16 protein-coding genes are annotated in these 20,323 nt (G+C 64.4%); 6 read left to right on the top strand and 10 right to left on the bottom strand.

The window, feature by feature from the left end; genetic code table 11:
- Positions 1 to 28: 28 nt before the first annotated feature.
- The 3 genes from def to gltX all read right to left on the bottom strand — a co-directional run bounded on the left by def (position 29) and on the right by gltX (position 4,589).
- Positions 29 to 565, bottom strand: a complete 537-nt coding sequence (gene def / locus DW211_RS04575) for a peptide deformylase (RefSeq protein WP_117635192.1) — start codon at positions 563 to 565, stop codon at positions 29 to 31.
- 18 nt (positions 566 to 583) lie between these two features.
- A complete protein-coding gene (gene priA, locus DW211_RS04570; RefSeq protein ID WP_118259489.1) occupies positions 584 to 3,043 on the bottom strand; it encodes a primosomal protein N' in 2,460 nt (819 codons plus the stop codon).
- Between the two features lie 70 nt (positions 3,044 to 3,113).
- Entirely contained in the window at positions 3,114 to 4,589 is a 1,476-nt protein-coding gene (gene gltX, locus DW211_RS04565; protein ID WP_118259487.1) for a glutamate--tRNA ligase, read from the bottom strand.
- A 268-nt stretch (positions 4,590 to 4,857) separates the two neighbouring features.
- Between gltX and metK the strand changes: the two genes are divergently transcribed.
- The 6 genes from metK to DW211_RS04535 all read left to right on the top strand — a co-directional run bounded on the left by metK (position 4,858) and on the right by DW211_RS04535 (position 13,487).
- Positions 4,858 to 6,138 carry a methionine adenosyltransferase gene (gene metK, locus DW211_RS04560; RefSeq protein ID WP_118259485.1) on the top strand — a complete coding sequence of 427 codons (1,281 nt, stop codon included), beginning with the start codon at positions 4,858 to 4,860 and terminating at the stop codon, positions 6,136 to 6,138.
- A 343-nt stretch (positions 6,139 to 6,481) separates the two neighbouring features.
- Positions 6,482 to 8,089, top strand: a complete 1,608-nt coding sequence (gene sdaAA / locus DW211_RS04555) for an L-serine ammonia-lyase, iron-sulfur-dependent, subunit alpha (protein ID WP_118259483.1) — start codon at positions 6,482 to 6,484, stop codon at positions 8,087 to 8,089.
- A 117-nt stretch (positions 8,090 to 8,206) separates the two neighbouring features.
- Positions 8,207 to 9,952 carry a L,D-transpeptidase gene (locus DW211_RS04550; RefSeq protein WP_118259482.1) on the top strand — a complete coding sequence of 582 codons (1,746 nt, stop codon included), beginning with the start codon at positions 8,207 to 8,209 and terminating at the stop codon, positions 9,950 to 9,952.
- Positions 9,953 to 10,081: 129 nt separating this feature from the next.
- On the top strand, positions 10,082 to 11,503 hold the full coding sequence (locus DW211_RS04545) for an efflux RND transporter periplasmic adaptor subunit (RefSeq protein ID WP_158555283.1): 1,422 nt from the start codon (positions 10,082 to 10,084) through the stop codon (positions 11,501 to 11,503).
- Complete coding sequence (locus DW211_RS04540; protein WP_117736333.1) at positions 11,503 to 12,276, top strand: ABC transporter ATP-binding protein; 774 nt, start codon at positions 11,503 to 11,505, stop codon at positions 12,274 to 12,276. Before DW211_RS04545 ends, DW211_RS04540 begins: the two co-directional genes overlap by 1 nt.
- A complete protein-coding gene (locus DW211_RS04535) occupies positions 12,273 to 13,487 on the top strand; it encodes an ABC transporter permease (RefSeq protein ID WP_118259480.1) in 1,215 nt (404 codons plus the stop codon). Before DW211_RS04540 ends, DW211_RS04535 begins: the two co-directional genes overlap by 4 nt.
- A 233-nt stretch (positions 13,488 to 13,720) precedes the next feature.
- Here the strand turns inward: DW211_RS04535 and cobK are convergent, their stop codons facing one another.
- Genes cobK through DW211_RS04500 form a run of 7 tightly spaced genes read right to left on the bottom strand, consistent with a single transcriptional unit; the run spans position 13,721 to position 20,083 of the window.
- Positions 13,721 to 14,494: a precorrin-6A reductase gene (gene cobK, locus DW211_RS04530; RefSeq protein ID WP_118259478.1), complete on the bottom strand. Its 774-nt coding sequence runs from the start codon at positions 14,492 to 14,494 to the stop codon at positions 13,721 to 13,723.
- Positions 14,491 to 15,132, bottom strand: a complete 642-nt coding sequence (locus tag DW211_RS04525; protein WP_117806204.1) for a precorrin-8X methylmutase — start codon at positions 15,130 to 15,132, stop codon at positions 14,491 to 14,493. The genes cobK and DW211_RS04525 overlap by 4 nt, the downstream gene beginning before the upstream one ends.
- Positions 15,133 to 15,648 carry a cob(I)yrinic acid a,c-diamide adenosyltransferase gene (locus DW211_RS04520; protein ID WP_089571806.1) on the bottom strand — a complete coding sequence of 172 codons (516 nt, stop codon included), beginning with the start codon at positions 15,646 to 15,648 and terminating at the stop codon, positions 15,133 to 15,135.
- The gene (locus tag DW211_RS04515) at positions 15,645 to 17,144 is read right to left on the bottom strand and encodes a cobyric acid synthase (RefSeq protein WP_233540944.1); all 1,500 of its coding nucleotides are present in this window, start codon (positions 17,142 to 17,144) and stop codon (positions 15,645 to 15,647) included. The genes DW211_RS04520 and DW211_RS04515 overlap by 4 nt, the downstream gene beginning before the upstream one ends.
- Positions 17,137 to 18,360, bottom strand: coding sequence for a histidinol-phosphate transaminase (locus DW211_RS04510; protein ID WP_158564530.1), 1,224 nt, complete (start codon positions 18,358 to 18,360; stop codon positions 17,137 to 17,139). Before DW211_RS04510 ends, DW211_RS04515 begins: the two co-directional genes overlap by 8 nt.
- On the bottom strand, positions 18,357 to 19,331 hold the full coding sequence (gene cbiB / locus DW211_RS04505) for an adenosylcobinamide-phosphate synthase CbiB (RefSeq protein WP_118259474.1): 975 nt from the start codon (positions 19,329 to 19,331) through the stop codon (positions 18,357 to 18,359). The genes DW211_RS04510 and cbiB overlap by 4 nt, the downstream gene beginning before the upstream one ends.
- A complete protein-coding gene (locus DW211_RS04500) occupies positions 19,331 to 20,083 on the bottom strand; it encodes a histidine phosphatase family protein (RefSeq protein ID WP_233540943.1) in 753 nt (250 codons plus the stop codon). Before DW211_RS04500 ends, cbiB begins: the two co-directional genes overlap by 1 nt.
- Positions 20,084 to 20,323 lie beyond the last annotated feature (240 nt).

Below are 20,323 nucleotides of genomic sequence, written 5' to 3'. Positions count from 1 at the left end.
GGGGCGGGCGCCCCGGGGACGGACAAACCTACTCCGTCTCGCCCGGTCGAGCGCCGCGGGCCAGGGCGTCCTGGTACTCCTTGACGGCCTTGATGCGTTGCATCGGCTTGAGTCGCTCGAACATGGTGTTGCCATGCAGGTGATCGATCTCGTGCTGCAGGCACACGCAGAACAGGTCGCCCGAGGCCTCGTAGCGAATCAGGTTGGCATCCAGGTCGTACGCCTCGACGACGACATGGTCGGGACGCTCGATCTCGCAGCTAATGCCGGGAATGGACAGGCAGCCCTCGCTAAACGGCACCAGATGGTCGCTCTGCTCAACAATGACAGGGTTGATGAGCACGTACGGGTCATAGTCATTCTTGTCGCTGTAATCGCAGTCGATGGTGACAAGCTGAATGAGCTCACCGATCTGCGGGGCAGCCAGACCGCAACCGCCGTTGTCGAACATCATCTTCTTCATCTTCTCGGCAAGCGCCTCGATCGCCGGAGTGATCTCCTCGATGACGGCGCACTCCTGGCGCAGACGAGGGTCGGGCGACAGTACGATTCCGTTGGCTTCCATGGCCATCCTTTCGGGTTGTTACATCAAATCATAGGCGTCGACGTCAACGCTCACGCTCACGCCGCGCACGGAGCCAACCTCTTTGAGGCAGGCGTCGATATCATCAGAGACATGGTACCCTACCGGCGACTTTACAAGCAGATGGAAGCGGTAACGGTCCTTGGCTCTCTCGATTACACACGAAGCCGGACCAAGCACCTGCGGCACGGCGCTCCCCGCCCGCAAAAAGTCGGGCGCGGCGGCATGCCAGCGACGCTTGAGGAGCTTTGCGATGCGCCCAATGTAGTCCTGCGCGTTATATCGATTAGCCGACCACACCAAAATGTTGACCAGGCGCACGAACGGCGGATACAGCGCATCGCGGCGCTGGTCCAGGTCGTAGTCGGTAAAGATCGAGCGGTCGTGCTCGGCGACGGCGCGAATGACCGGGTCCTCGGGCAGGTAGGTCTGGATGATGACCTCGCCGGGGCGATCGCCGCGGCCGGCGCGGCCCGCCACCTGCTCCAGCAAATCGTAGGCGCGCTCCCCCGCTCTAAAATCGGGCAGCTTGAGGGCAAAGTCGGCATTGACCACGCCCACAAGCGTGACCTCGGGAAAGTCGAGGCCCTTGGCGATCATCTGGGTACCCAGCAGCACCGCGCAATCGGCGGCATCGAACTGCTCGAGCAGCTTTTTGTGCGCGTCCTTGCCGCGCGTGGAATCGGCGTCCATGCGAATAATGGCGACATCCTCGGGCAGCATCTGGTGCAGCGCATCCTCGATCTGCTGCGTGCCCAGGCCCATTTTTGCAAGGTATCGGCTGCCGCATTTGGGACAACGACTCGTGGGCGCCGGATAGGGTTGCACACGCCAGGACGACCCGCAGGTGTGGCACTGCAGTGTGTGCGTGCGCTCGTGATACGTGAGCGCGGTGGAACAATGATTGCAGGTGGGAACGCAGCCACACTCGCGGCACATCAAAAACGGCGCAAAACCGCGGCGGTTGTGCAGCAACACGGCCTTTTCGCGGCGCTCGACCACACGCTCCAGGCCTTCCATCAGCGGTTTAGAGAACATGGAGCGACTGCCGTGCGCGAACTCGCGGCGCAGGTCGGCAATACGGACTGTGGGCAACACGGCGTGTCCCGGGCGCTCGGGCATCTCGACACGCGTCCAGGTGGCGCCGCTGTACGTGCCGCGACGGCAGCGGTCGAGGGCCTCCGCAGAAGGCGTGGCGGAGCCCAGCACGAGCGGGCAGCGATAGCGGCGCGCCATCTCGGCCGCCACCTCGCGCGCATGGTAGCGCGGACTGGAGCCCTGCTTATAGCTGGTCTCGTGCTCCTCGTCGATGATGATAAGACCCAAGTCGCTGAGCGGGCAAAAGAGCGCCGAGCGGGCGCCCACGACCACACGCGCGGCACCGCTGGCGACCATATCCCACTGGTCCAGCCGCTCACCGGCCGAAAGGCGGGAGTGGAAGACCGCGACCGTCTCGCCAAAGCGCGAGCGAAAGCGGCCGACGGTCTGGGCCGTAAGCGAGATCTCAGGCACCAGCACACAGGCCGAGCGGCCGGCGGCAAGCACGCGCTCGATGGCGGAGAGATAGACCTCGGTTTTGCCAGATCCGGTAACGCCATCGACAAGGACCACGTCGCCGTGGGCGTCAAGGCGGGCGCGCTCAATCTGCGCGAGGGCCTGCTGCTGGCCGTTTGTAAGCGAGACCGGCGCTTTGCCGCTCGCGGAGGACAGCGTGGTCTGCTCGCTGCAGCCACGCCAGGCGCGGCGCTCTTCCACCACCACGACGCCGCGTTTTTCGAGCGCCTTGATGGTTGCCGACATGCTGTTGTAAAGCAGGTTGAGGTCGCGCGTCGTAACGGGGCCGCACTGAAGCGCCTCAATGAGCTGACGCTGGCGGACCGCGGTCTTGGGCGGCGTGTAGTCGAAACCCTCGGGCGTGAGCATGACCCAACGGTTTTGGATGGGTTTGACGGCGGGGCGCTCAACGGTCCACACACCGTCGTCGCCCTTGACCACGCGCGAGCTACCGCCCGGAGGCAAGAACAGGCGCAGACACTCGGAAAGCGTTGCGACGTACTCGCGGCTCATCCAGCGAGCAATACATGCAGCCTCGGCGGTAAAGAGCGGCTTGCTGAGGATAGCCTCGATAGGCTTGATGCGCGCGGGGTCGAGAGCGTCGTTACCTTGCAGGTCGCCCAGCTCGGGCGCGATATCGACGATATAGCCTGCGGCGGCACGGTTGCCAAAATGAACTAGGACGGTGGAGCCGATCCGGGCATCGTTGGCAAGGGGCTCGGGGATGCCGTAGGCGAATGGCTCGGAGAGAGCCCGGGTGGGAATGTCCAGGACCACGCTTGCGAAGGCGACGACGGGCTCAGGCTGCGCCGGGGCGACAGCAGGGGCCGCGGACTTCGGAGCTTCCTCCGGTTCCGGCGAACCAAACAGCGACAGTTGCTCGGCCATGGTCTCTGTACCTCCCATCCCATACGTCTTTAGAAACAAGAGCCCCGCTCGGGTGAACGGGGCTCGGATACATACGTTTGCGCAGCGATTACAGCGCCATCGTGCGGGCGCGGTCGATGCGCGCCAGGCAGTCGTCGCGGCCGACGAGCGCCATGGTCTCACCCAGCGGGGGGCTCACCATGTTGCCGCAGACGGCGACGCGCACAGCCTGGAAGACAACACGCTTCTTGAGGTCCATCTGCTCGGGCAGCGGCTCAAGCGCGGCGTCGATGTTGGCAGCCGTCCACTCGTCCACGCCCTCGAGCGCGGCCTTGGCGGCATCCAGAATGGCACCCATGCCTTCCTTGGCCAGGCCCTTGTTGACGGATTTCTCGTCATACTCGAGCGTCTCGGCCGTGGCAAAGATGGGAGCGGCGATAGTCACGGCGTCGGCCGGCATCTTGGTGCGCGGCTTAACGATGGCAGCGAGTGCGTCGATCCAGTCCTCGCCGTACTCGACGTTACCCTCGATGAGGCCTGCCTCGTGCAGCTCGGGGACCATGATCTCGTCGGCAAACTGAGCGTCGGACATGCCGTTGATGTACTCGGCATTGACCCAGTCGAGCTTCTTGGGATCGAAGGTCGCAGGGTTCTTGGAGATGCGGTCGAGCGAAAACTTGCTGGCCAGGACATCGCGCGGGATGATCGTGGTCTCGCCGTCGAGCGACCAGCCGAGCAGCGCCAGATAGTTGACGAAGGCGTCGGACAGATAGCCGGCGTCGCGGTACTCCTCCACCGAGGTGGCGCCGTGGCGCTTGGAGAGCTTCTTGCCGTCGGCACCCAAGATCATGGAGATGTGCGCGAACGTGGGCACGGGCGCGCCGAGGGCCTCGTAGACCATGACCTGGCGCGGGGTGTTGGACAGATGGTCGTCGCCGCGGATAACGTGGGTGATCTTCATCATGGCGTCGTCGACGACGGTCGCGAAGTTATACGTGGGCGTGCCGTCGGAGCGGAAGATGACAAAGTCGTCGAGCTCCTTGGCGTCGAAGGTCACCTCGCCGTGGACGGCGTCGTGGATGACGACGTCGCCGCGGTCCTCGGGCACCTTGATGCGCAGGACGTAGGGCTCGCCGGCCTCGATGCGACGGCGAGCCTCCTCGGGATCGAGATCGCGGCAGCGGCGCTGATAGCCCTGGAAGGGGTCCTTACGCTCCTGGGCGGCCTTGCGATCGGCGTCGAGCTGCTCCTTAGTACAGAAGCAGGGATAGGCCTTGCCCTCGTCCCAGAGCTTCTGGGCGGCCTGCTTGTACAGGTCCAAGCGCTCGGTCTGGGCGTAGGGGCCATAGTCGCCGCCCACCTCGGGGCCCTCGTCCCAGTCCAAGCCCAGCCAACGCATGGCGCGCAGAATGATCTGCGTGTTCTCGTCGGTGGAACGGGTGGGGTCGGTGTCGTCGATGCGCAGGATGAACGTGCCGCCGTTTGCGCGGGCGAAAGCCCAGTTATAGATAGCGGTGCGGGCGCCGCCGATGTGCAGCTTGCCCGTCGGTGAGGGTGCAAAGCGGACGCGAACGTCTGATGCCATGGAAATCTCCTCGATTGCAGGATGGATGTCTAACCGCATCAGTATAAAGCAACAAAGCAACCTCCGCACAAAGGGCACCGACCCACTCATTGGGGACAGACTTAAATGACCACCAAATGAGCACCCGGCTGGTCATTTAAGTCTGTCCCCAATGAGTAGGTGCGGAAAGGGTGTGAATATTCGATTAACGCGATATGATGTGCCCTTGCATATAGAGCTCGGCGGAATGGTAACGGTCGCCGGGACACGTATTTTGAAAGGGGCTATCATGCCAGAAGAACTTCGTTCCATCCCACCCCAACACGGGTCCTTTGTTTTTACGTCGGAGTCGGTGACCGAAGGCCATCCCGATAAGATCGCTGATCAGATCAGTGACGCCGTCCTCGACGCAATCCTCGCTAAAGAAATAGAGCTGCAGGAGCAGGGCTACATTGCGCCCAACGGCGTGCCCGCCAACGTGGAGAACGTCCGCTGCGCCTGCGAGACCCTCGTGACCACCGGCACGGTCATCGTTGCCGGCGAGATCCGCACCCAGGCCTACGTCGACGTACAGGAGATTGCCCGCGGCGTCATCCGCCGTATTGGCTACAACCGCGCAAAGTTCGGTTTTGACTGCGATACCTGCGGCGTTATGAGCCTCATCCACGAGCAGTCGCCCGATATCGCCCAGGGCGTCGACGAGTCCTTCGAGACCCAGACCGGCGCCACCACCGACCCGATCGACCTGATCGGCGCCGGCGACCAGGGCATGATGTTTGGCTATGCCTCCAACGAGACCAAGACCCTCATGCCCATGCCGCACTACCTGGCGAGCCGCCTGGCCGAGCGCCTGGCCGCCGTGCGCCACGACGGCACCCTGCCCTACCTGCGCCCCGACGGCAAGACCCAGGTCACGGTGCGCTACGAGGACGGCAAGCCCGTCGAGGTCACGACCATCGTCATCTCCACGCAGCACGCCGCCGAGATCGAGGACATGGGCAAGATCAAGGGCAACCTCATCGAGCACGTCATCGCCCCCGTCATGGCTGCCGAGAACATGCCGTGGGACGGCGCCGATATCTATGTGAACCCCACCGGTCGCTTTGTCGTGGGCGGCCCCATGGGCGACACGGGCCTCACCGGCCGTAAGATCATCGTCGACACCTACGGCGGTTACGGCCGTCACGGCGGCGGCGCCTTTAGCGGCAAGGACTGCACCAAGGTCGACCGCTCCGCCGCATACGCCGCGCGCTGGGTCGCCAAAAACGTGGTGGCCGCGGGCCTGGCCGACCGCTGCGAGGTCGAGCTGGCCTACGCCATCGGCGTGTCCAAGCCGCTGTCTATCATGGTCGACACCTTCGGTACCGCGCATGTTGCCGAGGACAAGATCGTCGAGGCCGTCGAGAAGACCTTCGACCTGCGCCCGGGCGCCATCATCCGCGACCTGGACCTGCGTCGACCGATCTACGAGAAGACGGCAGCCTACGGCCACTTCGGCCGAGAAGACGCCGACTTCACCTGGGAAAAGACCGACCGAGTCGAAGAACTCAAAGCAGCCTGCGGCCTGTAAGCTAACGAGAAAAGCCACAGCCAAATAAACACACACCAATAAGAGGTACCGGAACAACCGGTACCTCTTTTTTATTAACCGATGGTGAAGATGGCCGACATGGGACATGGAATAGTTCACAGGCCGATAAATTTTGCAGCAGAGCGACTGCAACCATGTATCCTAAGTTCCGAGGGCTTTAGTATTTGGTCGATCGCGAGTTCCGCACGAGCCGGAGAGCACTTAATGTGCTCTCCGTGCGAGCAGGACTGTCCGAGCAGGCGACCAAATACTAAAGCCCTCGGAACGGCGGGACAGAGTATGCCCCGCCCTCGGGACGATGGGACAAAACAAAGGAGCAGCCATGGCAGGCAAGCCGCAAACACTAGCTACGACCTCGGCATTCGAGATCTTGGGCCCCGTCATGGTCGGCCCCAGCTCGTCGCACACCGCTGGCGCCCTACGCTGCGCCCAGGTTGCCGCCAGCCTGCTCGAGGGCCGCATCACCAAGGTTACCTTTGGCCTGTGGAACTCCTTCGCGCACACCTACCGTGGCCACGGCACCGACCGCGCGCTTGTCGCGGGCATCCTGGGCCTCGACACCGACGACGAGAACATCAAGCAGGCCTTCGACCTCGCACGCGAGCAAGGCCTCGAATATCACTTTGACATTAAGGGCGACGACGCCTCCATCCACCCCAACACCGTCGATATCGACATGGTCGACGACACGGGCGCTACGGCGCAGGTCCGCGGCGAGAGCCTGGGCGGCGGCAAGATGCGCATCAGCCGCATCAACGGCGTCGGCGTCGACATCTCGGGCATGTATTCCACGCTCTTCGTGGCGCATCAGGACGTCCCCGGCGTGCTCGCAGCACTTACCAACCTGCTCGCCTACGCTCATGTAAACATCGCGTTTTGCCGTACCTACCGCACCGAGGTGGGCGGCCAGGCCTACTCCGTCTTTGAGACCGACGGCGCGCCCGACGACACCGTTGTCCCCATGCTGCGTAAACTCGACAACGTCGACTACGCCACCTTTATTGAACTCCCCGGCTCGGCATCATCGCTCTCCCCCGGCGTCTCGGCCAAGGAGATCTTCGATGACGGCGAACAGCTGCTCGACGCTTGCAAGGAGCTGGAACTCAGCATCGGCGCCGTCATGGCCGTGCGCGAAGCACGTCTGACCGGCGAGGAGCACGCCGTCGCCACCATGCGCCGCGTGCTCGACGTCATGCGCGAGGAGACCACGGCCCCCATCGCCAATCCACAGCGCTCGCTCGGCGGGCTCATTGGCGGCGAGGCCAAACTCGTCGATGCCACCGGTCGTAACGATTTGAGCACAAACCTGATGGGCACCGTTCAGACCGATGCCGTGGCCCGCGCGATGGCCGTGCTCGAGCGCTCCGCCACTATGGGCGTGATCGTCGCCGCCCCCACGGCAGGCTCCGCGGGCGTCGTGCCCGGCTGCGTGCTGGCACTTGCCGACCACCTGCAGCTCGACGACGAGCAGGTCATGGACGCCCTCTACTGTGCTGCCGCCATCGGCCTCAACCTCACCACGAGCGCTTGCGTCGCCGGCGCCGAGGGCGGCTGCCAGGCCGAGGTGGGAAGCGCCGCCGCGATGGCCGCCGCCGCGCTGGTGCAGATGCTCGGCGGCACCCCCGAGCAGGCACTCGACGCCAGTTCCATCGCGCTGAGCAATCTGCTAGGCCTCGTTTGCGACCCCGTGGGCGGACTTGTTGAGGTGCCGTGCCAAAACCGCAATGCCATCGGCGTGGCCGCGGCCTTCAGCTCGGCCCAGCTCGCGCTCGCCGGCATCAAGAGCCTGGTGCCGTTTGACCAGATGGCGCATGTGATGCTCTCGGTGGGCCACGCCCTGCCGGCAACCCTGCGCGAGACGGCCAAGGGCGGCATCGCTCAAGCCCCGGCCGCGCTTTCTGCCTGCGCCAAATGCGGCATATGCGGATAGGCAGACTTCTCCAAACTGATACTGTTTCCGCACCACAAACAACAGGCTAATCGCTATAATGCAAGCCCAGTTAAAACACGATGAGCCGCAAGGCGAAACTCGAAGGAAATATAAACGATGTCGCAAATCGACCGCAGCAACATGATTCCCGATCCGCAACAACCGAGTAGGCATACTGGCGGCGTCCAATCGCCGCGCCCCATCGCGCCGGCCCACACCCAACAACACGGCCCGGCCAATGCCTCCCAGCGCCCGAATCAGCGTCAATACCAGCAGCATCAGCAATACCAGCAGCGCCCCGCACAGGGTCCCGCCCCCAAGCAGGGCCCTTCGCACGCTCGCGCGGCAAGCAATCGCGGGCCCGCGGACAAGCGAACCAACAAAACCAGCAAGTCGGGCGGCAAGACGGCCCTCTTTGTCGTCCTCGGTCTCGTCGCGATCGTCTACATCGTAGGCGTCGTGGCGTTCTCGCAGGTCGCTTACCCCAACACTACCATCGCCGGCGTCGACATCTCGCTCTCTAACGCATCTTCGGCAGCCACCAAGGTCAACTCGGCATGGAAGCACTACAAGCTCACCGTGTCGGGCGATGACTTTAGCTGGACCTACCAGCCCGAGTCCGACGAGCCCATCGTCGATGGCGAGGAAGCCGCCCACGAGATTATCAGCAAAAACGAGCCGCTGTTGTGGCCATCGCGCCTCATCGCGTCGCTCGGCGGTAAAACCGTTAGCGCCACCAAGAACGGCTCGGTCGACTTGGACCAGGACGTCGACCTGTCCATGCTCTCCGATGCCTTTGACCAAAAGCAGTTTGAGGAGGACCTGGGCAGCGCCATCGACGAGTTCAACGAGGGCCGCTCGGGCACCTTCGAGGCCACCAGCTCCTATGATGAGAAGGCCGGCAAGTTCACCGTTGAGAAGGCCCGTTCCAACGAGAAGCTCAACCGCGAGCATGTCATCAAATATGCCGAGATCGAGCTCGCGTCGCTCGTCGAGAACGTCGATATCACCAAGATCGGCAACGACGCCTACGAACCGCTCAACGGCACCCTCACCAACGACCAGATTCAGGCTGCATGCGATGCCGCCAACAACTTCCTGGGCGTCAACGTGACCCTTAAGCTCAACGGCAATGATGCCGGTAAAGTGGACGGCAGCTCGGTGCTGCAGTGGATCAGCTTTGCCGATCCGGCCAACCCCACGCTCGATACGTCGCAGATCGGCAGCTGGGCCGCCGAGCTCGCTAACGGCTTCAACACCGTGGGATCCACCCGCTGGTGGACACGCGCCGACGGCAAGGAGTGCGCTGTCGAGGGCGGCGACTTTGGCTGGTCCATCGACAGCGACACACTCGCCAAGCAGGTCGAGGACGCTATCAATAACAAGCAGACCGGCGATATCGAGATTTCGTACTCCAAGAAGGCCGACACGTTTACCGCCAAGGGCGAGCCCGATTGGAAGGCCTATATCGACGTCGACCTGTCCGAGCAGCACGCGCGCTACTACGACGAGAACGGCAATATCGTGTGGGAGGCCAACTTTATTTCGGGCAAACCGGGCGAAGACGCCACCCCGGAGGGCGTGTGGCAGATCAACAGCAACGACGGCGCAAGCAAGCTCATCGGTGCTAAAGACCCCGAGACCGGAAAGCCCAAATACGAGAGCCCGGTCAGCTATTGGATGCCGTTCGAGGGCAATATGATCGGTTTCCACGACGCCACCTGGCAAAACGACAAGAGCTTCGACAATGCCGAGTCCTATAAGTGGTGCGGAAGCCACGGCTGCATCAACCTGCGCCTGGCCGATGCCAAGGCGCTCCACGACTGCATCAGCGTCGGCCTGTGTGTGGTCGTGCACTCGTAGGGAAACACGCCTTCACACAACGGGGAACTGACGCTTCAATCTAACAGTTCCGAAAGATACCGCTATATGCGCCCGGCCATCGCGACGGGCGCATATACTTATCAAGAAACTTTCTATAAAGGAGACGCCATGTCGAATGTCCCCACCATTACCCCGGGACCGAATGATGCCGAGCGAACGCCCGAGGGTGCCACCGAAACGCTTCCCCTCATAACAAACGTGCACGCCGGACAGCAAAACGGCAGCACAAGCGATACAACAGAGATTTCTGACGAAGAGGCCTACGCCAAACTCAAAGCGAAGCGTGCCGAGCGTCGGCGCAAAAAGCTCATCCGGCGCGGCATTGCGGCCGGCGTCGTGGCCGCCATTGTGCTCATCGCCGTTGTCGTGACCTTAGTCATCAACGCACGGCCCGCAGGTACCAACGGGCCGGTGACCGACATGGTCACCGAGGGCACGTTTACGACCACCGTCGAGGCTAAAGGCCAGCTCAAGCCCATCTCGGCTTCGGTGGTCTCCCCTTCTGTCGACGGAACGGTGGCATCGATCAACGTGCAAGCCGGCCAGTCCGTCAACGAGGGCGACGTGCTCATGACCATTAAAAACGACGAGCTCGATCGCAACGTTGCCGAGGCACAGCGCGCGGTGACAGCGGCACAGGAAGACCTCGCCAACGCGAAGAAAGCCGCAGCTGCCGCGCAGGCCGCCCCAACGACGGATGTCGATGGAGCTTCCGCAGCGACTGGCGTCTCCGCCGCATCAGCGGACACGAACGCCGTATCGGCCGCGCAGCGCAGCCTCGCATCGGCCCAGGCAAACCTCGATCAGGCTAACGCCAAGGCCGCCAGCCGTACGGTCACGGCCCCGAGCTCGGGCAACATCGTGGAGCTCAACGCCAAGGTGGGCGCCACGGTAACAGGAGGCATGATCATGGGCGAAGGCGACACGAGCGGCGGCAAACAGTGCATGCAAATCGCCGACCTGTCCAAGATGAAGGTGACGGTTCAGGTGGGCGAAAAGGATATCGCCAAAATTGCCGTGGGCCAAAGCGCCAACGTGACCTATCCCGCGTTTCCCGATATCGTGAGCCAAGGCACCGTCACGGCTATCGCCTCGGTGGCAAACTCCGACTCCTCCTCCGGGAGCGGCGGCAGCGTGACCTTTAACGTCGACATCCTCATCGAAGCACCCGACAGTCGCCTTAAGCCGGGTATGACTGCCGAGGTCTCGGTGGTGACCGAGAAGCTCGACGACGTGGTGATGGTGCCGACCATGGCGCTGATGACCGAAGATGGCGAGCACTATTACGTCAATCTGGCCACCGATTCGGAAGGCAAAAAGACGCGCCGCGTGAAGGTGACCGTCGTGACGCAAAACGACAACGAGGCTGTAGTCGGCAAGACCCAGGTCACGCGCGACGACCAGGGCAACGAGATCAACCCAGACGTCCCGGTTACCAAGCTACGCGACGGCGACACCATCGTGACGGATACCGGCACAGGCATGACGGCAGACGGCGGCGACAACATGCCTGCCGACGAGGGCAAGTAATGCGTCCCGTCATCGACATCCGCAACGTGCACCGCATCTTTGAGAGCGAGGCCGGTTGCGCCCACATCCTGCATAACGTAAGCCTGGCAGTAGATCCCGGTGAGTTCGTCGCCATCACCGGCCCCTCGGGCTCGGGCAAGTCGACGCTCATGAACATCCTGGGCTGCCTGGACAAACCGACGGCGGGCGATTACTTCCTGCAAGGGCTCAACGTCGCCGAGCTCGACGATGATGAGCTCACCGAGGTGCGCGCGCTGAGCATCGGCTTTGTCTTTCAAAGCTTTAATCTGCTGCCGCGCCTGACGGTGATCGAAAACGTCATGCTGCCGCTGTCCTACACCAACGTGCCGCGGGCTCAGCGTGAGATGCGCGCCGTCCATGCGCTGCAAGCCGTCACGCTGCCGGTCGACCATTGGGACCATCGCATCTCCGAGCTCTCGGGCGGACAGATGCAGCGCGTCGCCATCGCGCGCGCCCTCGTCAACGACCCGCCCATCATCTTGGCCGATGAACCGACGGGAAACCTGGACTCCGCCACCGGAGCGCTCGTGATGGAGACCTTCCACAAGCTCCAGGAGCGCGGCAAGACCATCGTTCTCATTACGCACGACCCCGGCATTGCTGCCGAGGCCGACCGCGCCGTGACCATTCGCGATGGTCGAATCCATGACGGTGCATATATCGCGCATACACCGAATACGCTACGCGGGGCCGTCAACAATCTGCCCGTGATTTCTACAACCACCAATCAGCCGAAAGGAGCGAAGGCGTGAGTACCCGCGATCTTGTCCAAGAAGCCCTTCACTCGCTCGAGGCCAACAAGGGACGCAGCCTGCTCACCATCCTGGGCATCGTCATTGGAATCGCGTCGGTCATAGCCATGACCTCGCTTATCGGAGGCATCCAAAACAGCCTAGTCAACAGCCTGGGTCTTAACGCCGCCCGCATGGTGCAGATCTATTCGTCCCAAGAGCTCACCGAGTCGGACGTCGAGAAGCTTCGCAAGATGGTGCCGCAGATCGAGCAGATCGGCATCGTGGACAGCGCCTACACCGAATACAAGGCCGGTGACAAAAGCTATACCGTCATGGCGCAGGGCGTCGATAGCGACATGCTCGACGCGGTGGGCGCCAGCAAGCTCGTCGCGGGGCGCACCTACACCCAGGCCGAGTCCCAATCTGGCGCACACGTGGCGCTCATCAGCCGTGGAGGCGCCGACCAGCTGTACGGCAACGAGCAGGACGCGGTGGGCAAGACCATTAAGGTTTCCAACGGTGAGGTGCAGATTGTCGGTGTTATCGACGGCGGCAGCGACTCCATGGGCTCGCTCACGCTGTATATGCCACGCGAAACCATCGCCGGGCTGTTTGGCGACGAGAATCCTTCATTCCCCAGCGTGACGGCACTTGCCGCCGAGGGCACGGACATGGATGAGCTTTGTAAGGCCATCGAGTCCAAGGTGCGCGCGATGAAGGGCATCGAGGAGGATGATGAGTACGACAGTGTATCGGCGACATCCATGAAAAGCGCCATCGATGCACTCAACTCGTTTATGGGCGCCTTCTCGCTCATCATGGGCGCTGTCGCCAGTATCTCACTGCTTGTCGGCGGAATCGGCATTATGAATATGATGCTTACCAACGTGACTGAGCGCATCCGCGAGATCGGTATTCGCCGTGCCTTGGGCGCCAGTCGCCGCGATATCACCGCGCAGTTTTTGGCCGAGTCCTCGGCGCTGTGCGTCACCGGTGGCCTGCTGGGTGTCCTGATTGGCTATCTGCTGGCCTGGGGCCTCGCGATGTTTGCCGCAGGATCAGGGGTTCTCAACGAGCTCGGTGCCAGTGGGGAGATCACACCGAGCTTTTCAATCGCCACGGTGCTGCTGGCCTTCGGCGTCTCCGTCGGCATCGGCGTAATCTTTGGCTTCTACCCCGCTCGCCGCGCGGCAAAGCTCAACCCGGTGGAGTGCCTACGCTACCAGTAAGCCACCACCAGCTACCAGTAAGCCACCACCAACAAGTTGCGGTGAATTAGGGACTGAATATGCTATCTAGCAGCAAAAACAGACACTATTTCACCGCAACTTATTGAAGGGCTGTTTGCGCCAGTTCTGGGCGTCGTCCTCGAGCTATTGATGGATGACGGGCTTGTACGGGTCGAGCTTGCTCGGGACGCTCCTCCTCGCGGGCGGGAGGGCGCGCTAGGCGCGGCAAGCGCCTAGCGCGCGAACTCCCGTAAGAGCGCGTCTTCCACTTCCCGAAGCGAAAGGGCCCCGCTTCCCTCGGCGGGACGGGTGACCACGATGCAGCGCGCTCCCACGTCGCGCGCGGCGGCGAGCTTCTCGGCCGTGCCGCCTACGGTTCCCGAGTCCTTAGTCACAAGCCACTGGGCGCCCACCTGCCGAAGCATCGCCTCGTTGAGCTCGCGGGTGAAGGGCCCCTGCATGCCGATGACGTGCGACGGCGAAAACCCCGCGTCGATGCACTTCGTTATAGCACCGGGCAGCGGGAGCACACGCACGAAGAAGCGCTCCGCGAAATCGGCGACGCTCGTGTAGGGAGCAAGCTCCTTGCTCCCCGTCGTGAGAAGCGCGCGACCCGGGTTCTCGGAGAGAAAGCGCGCCGCGTAGGCGATCGACGCGACCGCCACGACGCCTTTGGGCAGCGCCTCGACCGGGCGCGCAAGGCGCAGGCATCGTGCACCCACGGCGAGCGAAGCGGCCCGGATGTTGCCGCTTGCGAGCGTAGCGAAGGGGTGCGTGGCGTCGACAACGATGCACGCGCCGGAAAGCTCGCGCTCCATGTCGGCATCGTCGAGCCTGCCCGCATGCACCTCGATGCCCGGAAGCTCGCCCAAAAGCTCGCCTCCGTACTCGGTTGCCGCGTAGGCACGGGCGGGGATGCCCGCCCTGCTCGCCCATTCGCACAGAAGGCGGCCCTCGGTGGTGCCGGCGAAGATGCGCAGCGCCGGCGCGGATGCGGGCGCCGTCACTTCGGGCCGCCTGGGCGCGTGATCTGGTAGAGCAGCGCGTTCATAATGGCAGCCGCCACGGTCGAGCCGCCCTTGCGACCCCTCGCGACGATGGCTGGCACGCGTCGTGCGAGTAGCTCCTCTTTCGCCTCGACCACGTTCACAAACCCGACCGGCACCCCAACGACGAGCGCGGGCGCGATCTTCCCCGCGTCCATGAGCTCGGCGAGGCGCAGAAGTGCTGTGGGAGCGTTGCCGACGGCCACGATGAGCGGACCCTCGATGCCGCAAGCTTTGTCCATGCTCGCAACGGCGCGAGTCGTGCCCGCGGCGCGCGCAGCCGCGGCGACATCAGGGTCGGCCATGAAGCACACGGCCTTGCAGCCGAGCTTCGCGAGCGCGGGCTTGCTTATGCCTGCGAGCGCCATGTTCGTGTCGGTGAGCACCGTGGCCCCTGCGCGCAGTGCATCGAGCGCACAGTGCGCGGCGTCATGGGTAAACACGAGGGAATCGGCGTACGAGAAGTCGGCAGTGGTGTGGATGACGCGCTTCACGACGGGCTCTTCGAGCGGCGGGAACGTGCGGCCGCCGAGCTCTTCGGTGATGATCTCGAAGCTGCGCCGCTCGATGTCGCCGGGCGCCATCTCCTTGGAATCCATCTAGTACTCCACTCCTTCCCTTGCACATATCCCCTGCTCGTAGGGATGTTTCTTGCACCGCATCTCGGTTATGTAGTCGGCCTTCTCCACGATCTTGCGGGAAGGCGCGCGCCCGGTGAGCGCTACTTCGACGCCGCGCGCGGACATATCGAGCGCGCGGTCCACGAGCGCCTCGTCGACAAGCCCCTTCGAAAGCGCGTCGAGCGCCTCGTCGAGCACGAGCAGTCCCTCTTGCGCGCCCTCGAGCTCGGCAAGCGCGGAAGCGAGGTTCCCATCGTGCAGCTCGCACGTCGCGGCAAGTTCTTCCGACGTCATCGACCAGGTAAACTTGTCCGACACCTTCCCCGCGAACACGGGCACGCCGAAATGCTCGGCGAGCAGGCGCACCTCCCCGCTTTCGCCGTCTTTCAGGAACTGCACGACGACGACGCGGCGGCCTGCAGCGAGCATGCGAAGGGCGAGGCCCATCGCCGCCGTGGTCTTGCCTTTGCCGTCGCCATGATACACGTGGATCATACGCCCTCCTCGATAATGCGGTAGACATACTCCATGTCGAGCGCCCCGCGCACGACGTCGGCCAGGCGGTCGAACTCGCGCGCACGGTGATCGGCCGCGGACGCCGCGCCCGCAGCACCCACGACGTTCTCGGGCAGGCCGCGCATGCGCGCGAGCGAGCGCGCGAGGGCGAGCGCCACCCCCGGTTCGTCGAACAGGCCGTGGAGATAGGTTCCGAACACGTTTCCGCAGGCCGCGCCTTCTGGTTTGCCGCCAATCGTGCCCGCAGGAGCGCAGGAGACGGTCGTTTCGCCGTCGTGAATCTCGTACCCGCGCGCCGTCATGCCGTTCCACGCCGAGAACGCGCCTTGGGCGCCCGTGATGCGCAGCTCCGACTGGGCGAGGCGCTTTTCCTCCTTGAACACCGTACTTGCAGGGATGAGCCCGAGCCCGCGCGCGGTGCCAGCGCCTTCCCTGCCGTGCGGGTCGGAAAGCTCGTCTCCCAAAAGCTGGTAGCCTCCGCATATGCCGAGCACCGGCGTGCCCGCGCCCGAAAGCGCGCGTACACAGGCTCCGATGCCGCTAGCCGCAAGCCAGCGCGCGTCGTCGAGCGTGGTCTTCGAGCCGGGAAGCACCACCAGGTCGGGTCGGCCCAGATCGGTCGTCGAGGAAACGTAGCGCACGCCCATGCCGGGCACGCGCGAAAGCGGGTCGAAGTCGGTGAAGTTCGACAGATGCGGAAGGCGCACGACGGCGACGTCGATGACGCCGCGCGCCTCGCGGGCAGATAGGCGCGGCGCGAGCGAGTCCTCGTCGTCCAGGTCGAGCGTAAGATACGGCACGACCCCCACGACGGGAACCCCGCACATCTTCTCGAGCGGGGCCAAACCCGGGCGCAGGATTTCCACATCGCCGCGGAACTTATTCACCACAAGCCCCCGCAAAAGCGCGCGATCCTCGGGCGCAAAGAGCGCGACCGTGCCGTAGAGCTGGGCAAACACCCCGCCTGGGTCGATGTCGCCCGCGAGCAGCACGGGGGAGGACACGGCGCGCGCGAGCCCCATGTTGACGATGTCGTTTTCGGAAAGGTTGATTTCGGCGGGGCTGCCGGCGCCCTCGATGACGATGACGTCGTTTTCCTCCGCGAGCGAATCGAACGCCTCCAAAATCTGCGGCATGAGCGCCTTCTTTCGCGCGAAGTAGTCCCTCGCAGCGAAGGCTCCCTGCGCCTTGCCGGCCACGATGAGCTGGCTTCGGTGGTCGCTTTCGGGCTTGAGAAGGATGGGGTTCATGCGCACGTCGGGCGCGATGCCGCACGCCTCGGCCTGCATGATCTGGGCGCGCCCCATCTCGAGCCCGTCGGCCGTGACACCGCTGTTGAGCGCCATGTTCTGGCTCTTGAAGGGAGTCACGCGCAGGCCGTCCTGCGAAAGCACACGGCACAGCCCCGCCGCAAGCAGGCTCTTCCCCGCGTTCGACATGGTGCCCTGGATCATGATGGGCTTCGCCCTACCCACGGGTATCGACCTCCTTCGCCGAGCCTCGGCCATCCGCGCCCGCCATAGCGCCGCTGCAAGAAGCGCCGCTCCGTTCGTCGGGTTCGCCTTCGCCCGATGCACCTTCCGCCCGAAGTGCGCGGCTGAACGCCATCGCAAGCCGGGCATTCTCCTTGCGCGTGCGCACCGCGACGCGGCACCAGAAACGGGACAGTACCGAAAACGAGTCGCACGTGCGGACCAAAACCCCCTGTTTATACAGGCGCTCGGGGATATCTTTCGCCGGCGTGCGGACTAAAAGGAAGTTCGCATCCGATGGCACGACGGAAAGCCCGAGCGAGGAGAGCTCGTGGGAAAGCCACGCTCGCTCACCCGCCAATACATCGCGCGTGCGCGAGACGTATTCAACGTCTTCCAGGGCGGCGATGCCCGCGGCCTCGGCGACCGAGGAGACGGGCCACGCCTGCCCCGCCCGGCGAATCCCCTCGATGAGTTGGGCGTTTCCGCTGATCAGATATCCCAGCCGCAAGCCCGCCATTCCGTAGAGCTTGGTGAACGCGGAGAGCACGGCCACATGGCGCGAACACGCGGCGCGTGCGGCCACGCTCCTTTCGCGGGCGTCGGGCGCAAATCCGAGGAAGCACTCGTCCACGACGAGCAGCGCGCCCACCTGCTCGCAGCGGCAAGCCGCGGCATCGATCACGCTGGGGTCGACGAGACGCCCCGTCGGGTTGTTCGGATTGCAGAGGTACGCCACGTCTCCCGGCCTCTCGATCGCGCGGGCGAAGGAGGCGGGCACGTCGAAGTCGTCCGCTTCGGAGAGCGGGAACTCCTGCACGCATGCGCCGTAGTACGATGCCGCCTCCGCATATTCAGAGAACGTCGGCGCGCACACGACGATGCGTTTCGGGCGCACCGCCGCGGCGAGCCGCCAGATGATGTCGGACGCGCCCGCGCCGCAGACGATAGTATCTTCGGGAATGCCCTGGGCGCGCGCTAGGGCGCGAACGAGGGCGAGGCTTTCCCTATCGGGGTAGGCGTCGATTCGAGAAAGCGCCTTGCAAGCTGCGGCGACGGCGCGCGGCGAGGGGCCTGCCGGATTCACGTTCACCGAGAAGTCAATGAGGTCGGAGGCGCCCCCTTCGCAAGCGATGCCGAGCGATTGCGTACTACCCCCATGCGCACGGGCACGCAGGATTCCCCCGGCAGCCCGGGGCGCGACGTGGTCTTCCCTCATGCCATCGCCCCCACGGCGAGCACGACCGCCGCGCGCGCAGCACCGAAGACGACAAGCGCGCATACGGACGCGGCGAGCATGAGCCTTGTCGCCCGGGCGATGTCGCCCCACTCGATTTCGCGGGACGCGTCGCCTATCGTCGGTTTCTCAACGAGCTTGCCGAAATACACCGCGGGTCCTGCCAGGCGCAGCCCGAGCGCGCCCGCGCACGCTGACTCAGTCTGTGCCGCGTTCGGGCTCGCATGGCGACGCCTGTCGCGGCGCCAGATGCGCGCCGCCCCGCGCGCGTCGAGCCCGACGATCGGGCACACGGCGATCATGATCAGGGCCGATAAGCGCGAGGGAATCCAGTTCACCGCATCGTCGAGGCGCGCCGAGGCGCAGCCGAAGTCGATGTAGCGCTCGTTTTTGTAGCCCACCATGCTGTCGAGCGTGTTCACCGCCTTGTACGCCATGCCCAAAGGCGCACCCCCGATCATAAGGTAGAAAAGCGGCGCGATGACACCGTCGCTCGCGTTCTCCGCCACCGTTTCCACGGCGGCGCGCGCGACGCCCTGCTCGTCGAGAACAGACGTGTCACGTCCCACGATGAGCCCGACGGCTTCGCGCGCCGCGACAAGTCCGCCCTTCGAGAACGCGCGGGCAACGGCCAGGCTCTGGCGGCGCAGCTCGTATGTCGCGAGAATCTGATAGCTCGCCCATGCCTCGGCCACGATGCGCAAGCCGGAGTGAACCATGCCGCAAACATGCAGGATTCCCCAGGTCAAAAGCCCACACGTAAGCGGAAGCGCCACGGCGAGCACAAGCCCTGCGGCGCGCGTGCCCGCGGACGTTTGCGGGAATGCGCCCCGCAGGCGGCCTTCGGCCCACGTGATCGCGCGCCCCATGGCGACGACGGGATGGGGAAGCCAGCGCGGGTCGCCGAAGGCAAGGTCGGCCGCGAACCCGGCGGCGACGGCAAGAATCGTCATCACCGGGCATCGCCCCCCGAAGCGGGGCGAACGTCGCGAAGGCAGCGCCCATCCCAAGTGGCGGCCCATGCGCCGCCCGGCTCGGTATGCACGTCGAAGTATCCCATTTTCGGGACAGCTAGCTCGGAGAGCAGCGCTTTCACGGTACCCGCGTGAACGACGAAGACGGCGCGCCCACTCCCCTGGGCGCGCTCCGATTCGCACGCCTCCCGAAACGCCGCGATGACGCGGCGGGTGAAATCGCTCTTGCCCTCGCCATGCGGGCAGCGCGTCTCGCACCAGGAGTCTATCCAGGCGCGATAGCGCGCATCCTCTTTAAGCTCGGCGGCGCTTCGCCCCTCGAAGTCGCCGAAATCCATCTCGCGCAGACCGGGGCACGCCATAAGCTCCGCGTTCGGGAAGAGGATGCGCGCCGTCTGGTCGGTGCGGGCCATGCCGCTCGTGATAACACGGAACACGTCACGATCGCACGCGAGGTCGCGCAAAGCGCGCTCGCCCGCACTCGACAGGGGCTCGTCGGTGCCCGCCCCGCTGTAGCGATGGTCTTCCGTGCCCGCCGTGGCACCATGGCGCACGAAGACGACTTCCAAAAGCGCACCCGCGCCCTGCGTCCCTCGAGGTGCATCGGCAAGGTTTCCTTTGATGACCTGGGGAATCCCGCACGTCATGCGCACGACGACGTCGGCGCGCGCAGCGAGCGCGCATCCCAGGCGCCCCGCGCGCTCGCGCCATTGGGCGTCTTCCGCACTCATGGGGACGACCCCCGAGCCGACCAAGGGCAGAATCACTGCGTCGAAGCCGATCAGCCGCTCGAGCGCCCGGTCAGCGTCGAGCGCGCGTACGAGTTCCTCAGCACGGTATGCGACGCGGCCGGCAAAAGCCGCGGGCACGCCGCCCTCCGCAAGCTGCGCCGCGTCGACGAAATCGTCCGCCGCGAACCCGAGTTTTTCGCGCACGAAGGTCCTCTTCCCCGAATGCGCGCCACCTACCAC

The organism is Collinsella sp. AM18-10, assembly GCF_003471585.1.
Taxonomy (GTDB): domain Bacteria; phylum Actinomycetota; class Coriobacteriia; order Coriobacteriales; family Coriobacteriaceae; genus Collinsella.
Note: the sequence above shows the minus strand (reverse complement) of the source record. Positions and strands in the feature narration are given on the sequence as shown.

Coding starts and splice junctions, on each gene's coding strand:
- DW211_RS04510 (WP_158564530.1), bottom strand. CDS start 18,360: ATGAGGGAAGACCACGTCGCGCCCCGGGCTGCCGGGGGAATCCTGCGT.
- cbiB (WP_118259474.1), bottom strand. CDS start 19,331: ATGACGATTCTTGCCGTCGCCGCCGGGTTCGCGGCCGACCTTGCCTTC.
- DW211_RS04500 (WP_233540943.1), bottom strand. CDS start 20,083: ATGAGTGCGGAAGACGCCCAATGGCGCGAGCGCGCGGGGCGCCTGGGA.
- DW211_RS04550 (WP_118259482.1), top strand. CDS start 8,207: ATGTCGCAAATCGACCGCAGCAACATGATTCCCGATCCGCAACAACCG.
- DW211_RS04540 (WP_117736333.1), top strand. CDS start 11,503: ATGCGTCCCGTCATCGACATCCGCAACGTGCACCGCATCTTTGAGAGC.
- DW211_RS04520 (WP_089571806.1), bottom strand. CDS start 15,648: ATGATCCACGTGTATCATGGCGACGGCAAAGGCAAGACCACGGCGGCG.
- sdaAA (WP_118259483.1), top strand. CDS start 6,482: ATGGCAGGCAAGCCGCAAACACTAGCTACGACCTCGGCATTCGAGATC.
- metK (WP_118259485.1), top strand. CDS start 4,858: ATGCCAGAAGAACTTCGTTCCATCCCACCCCAACACGGGTCCTTTGTT.
- DW211_RS04545 (WP_158555283.1), top strand. CDS start 10,082: ATGTCGAATGTCCCCACCATTACCCCGGGACCGAATGATGCCGAGCGA.
- def (WP_117635192.1), bottom strand. CDS start 565: ATGGAAGCCAACGGAATCGTACTGTCGCCCGACCCTCGTCTGCGCCAG.
- priA (WP_118259489.1), bottom strand. CDS start 3,043: ATGGGAGGTACAGAGACCATGGCCGAGCAACTGTCGCTGTTTGGTTCG.
- gltX (WP_118259487.1), bottom strand. CDS start 4,589: ATGGCATCAGACGTTCGCGTCCGCTTTGCACCCTCACCGACGGGCAAG.
- DW211_RS04525 (WP_117806204.1), bottom strand. CDS start 15,132: ATGGATTCCAAGGAGATGGCGCCCGGCGACATCGAGCGGCGCAGCTTC.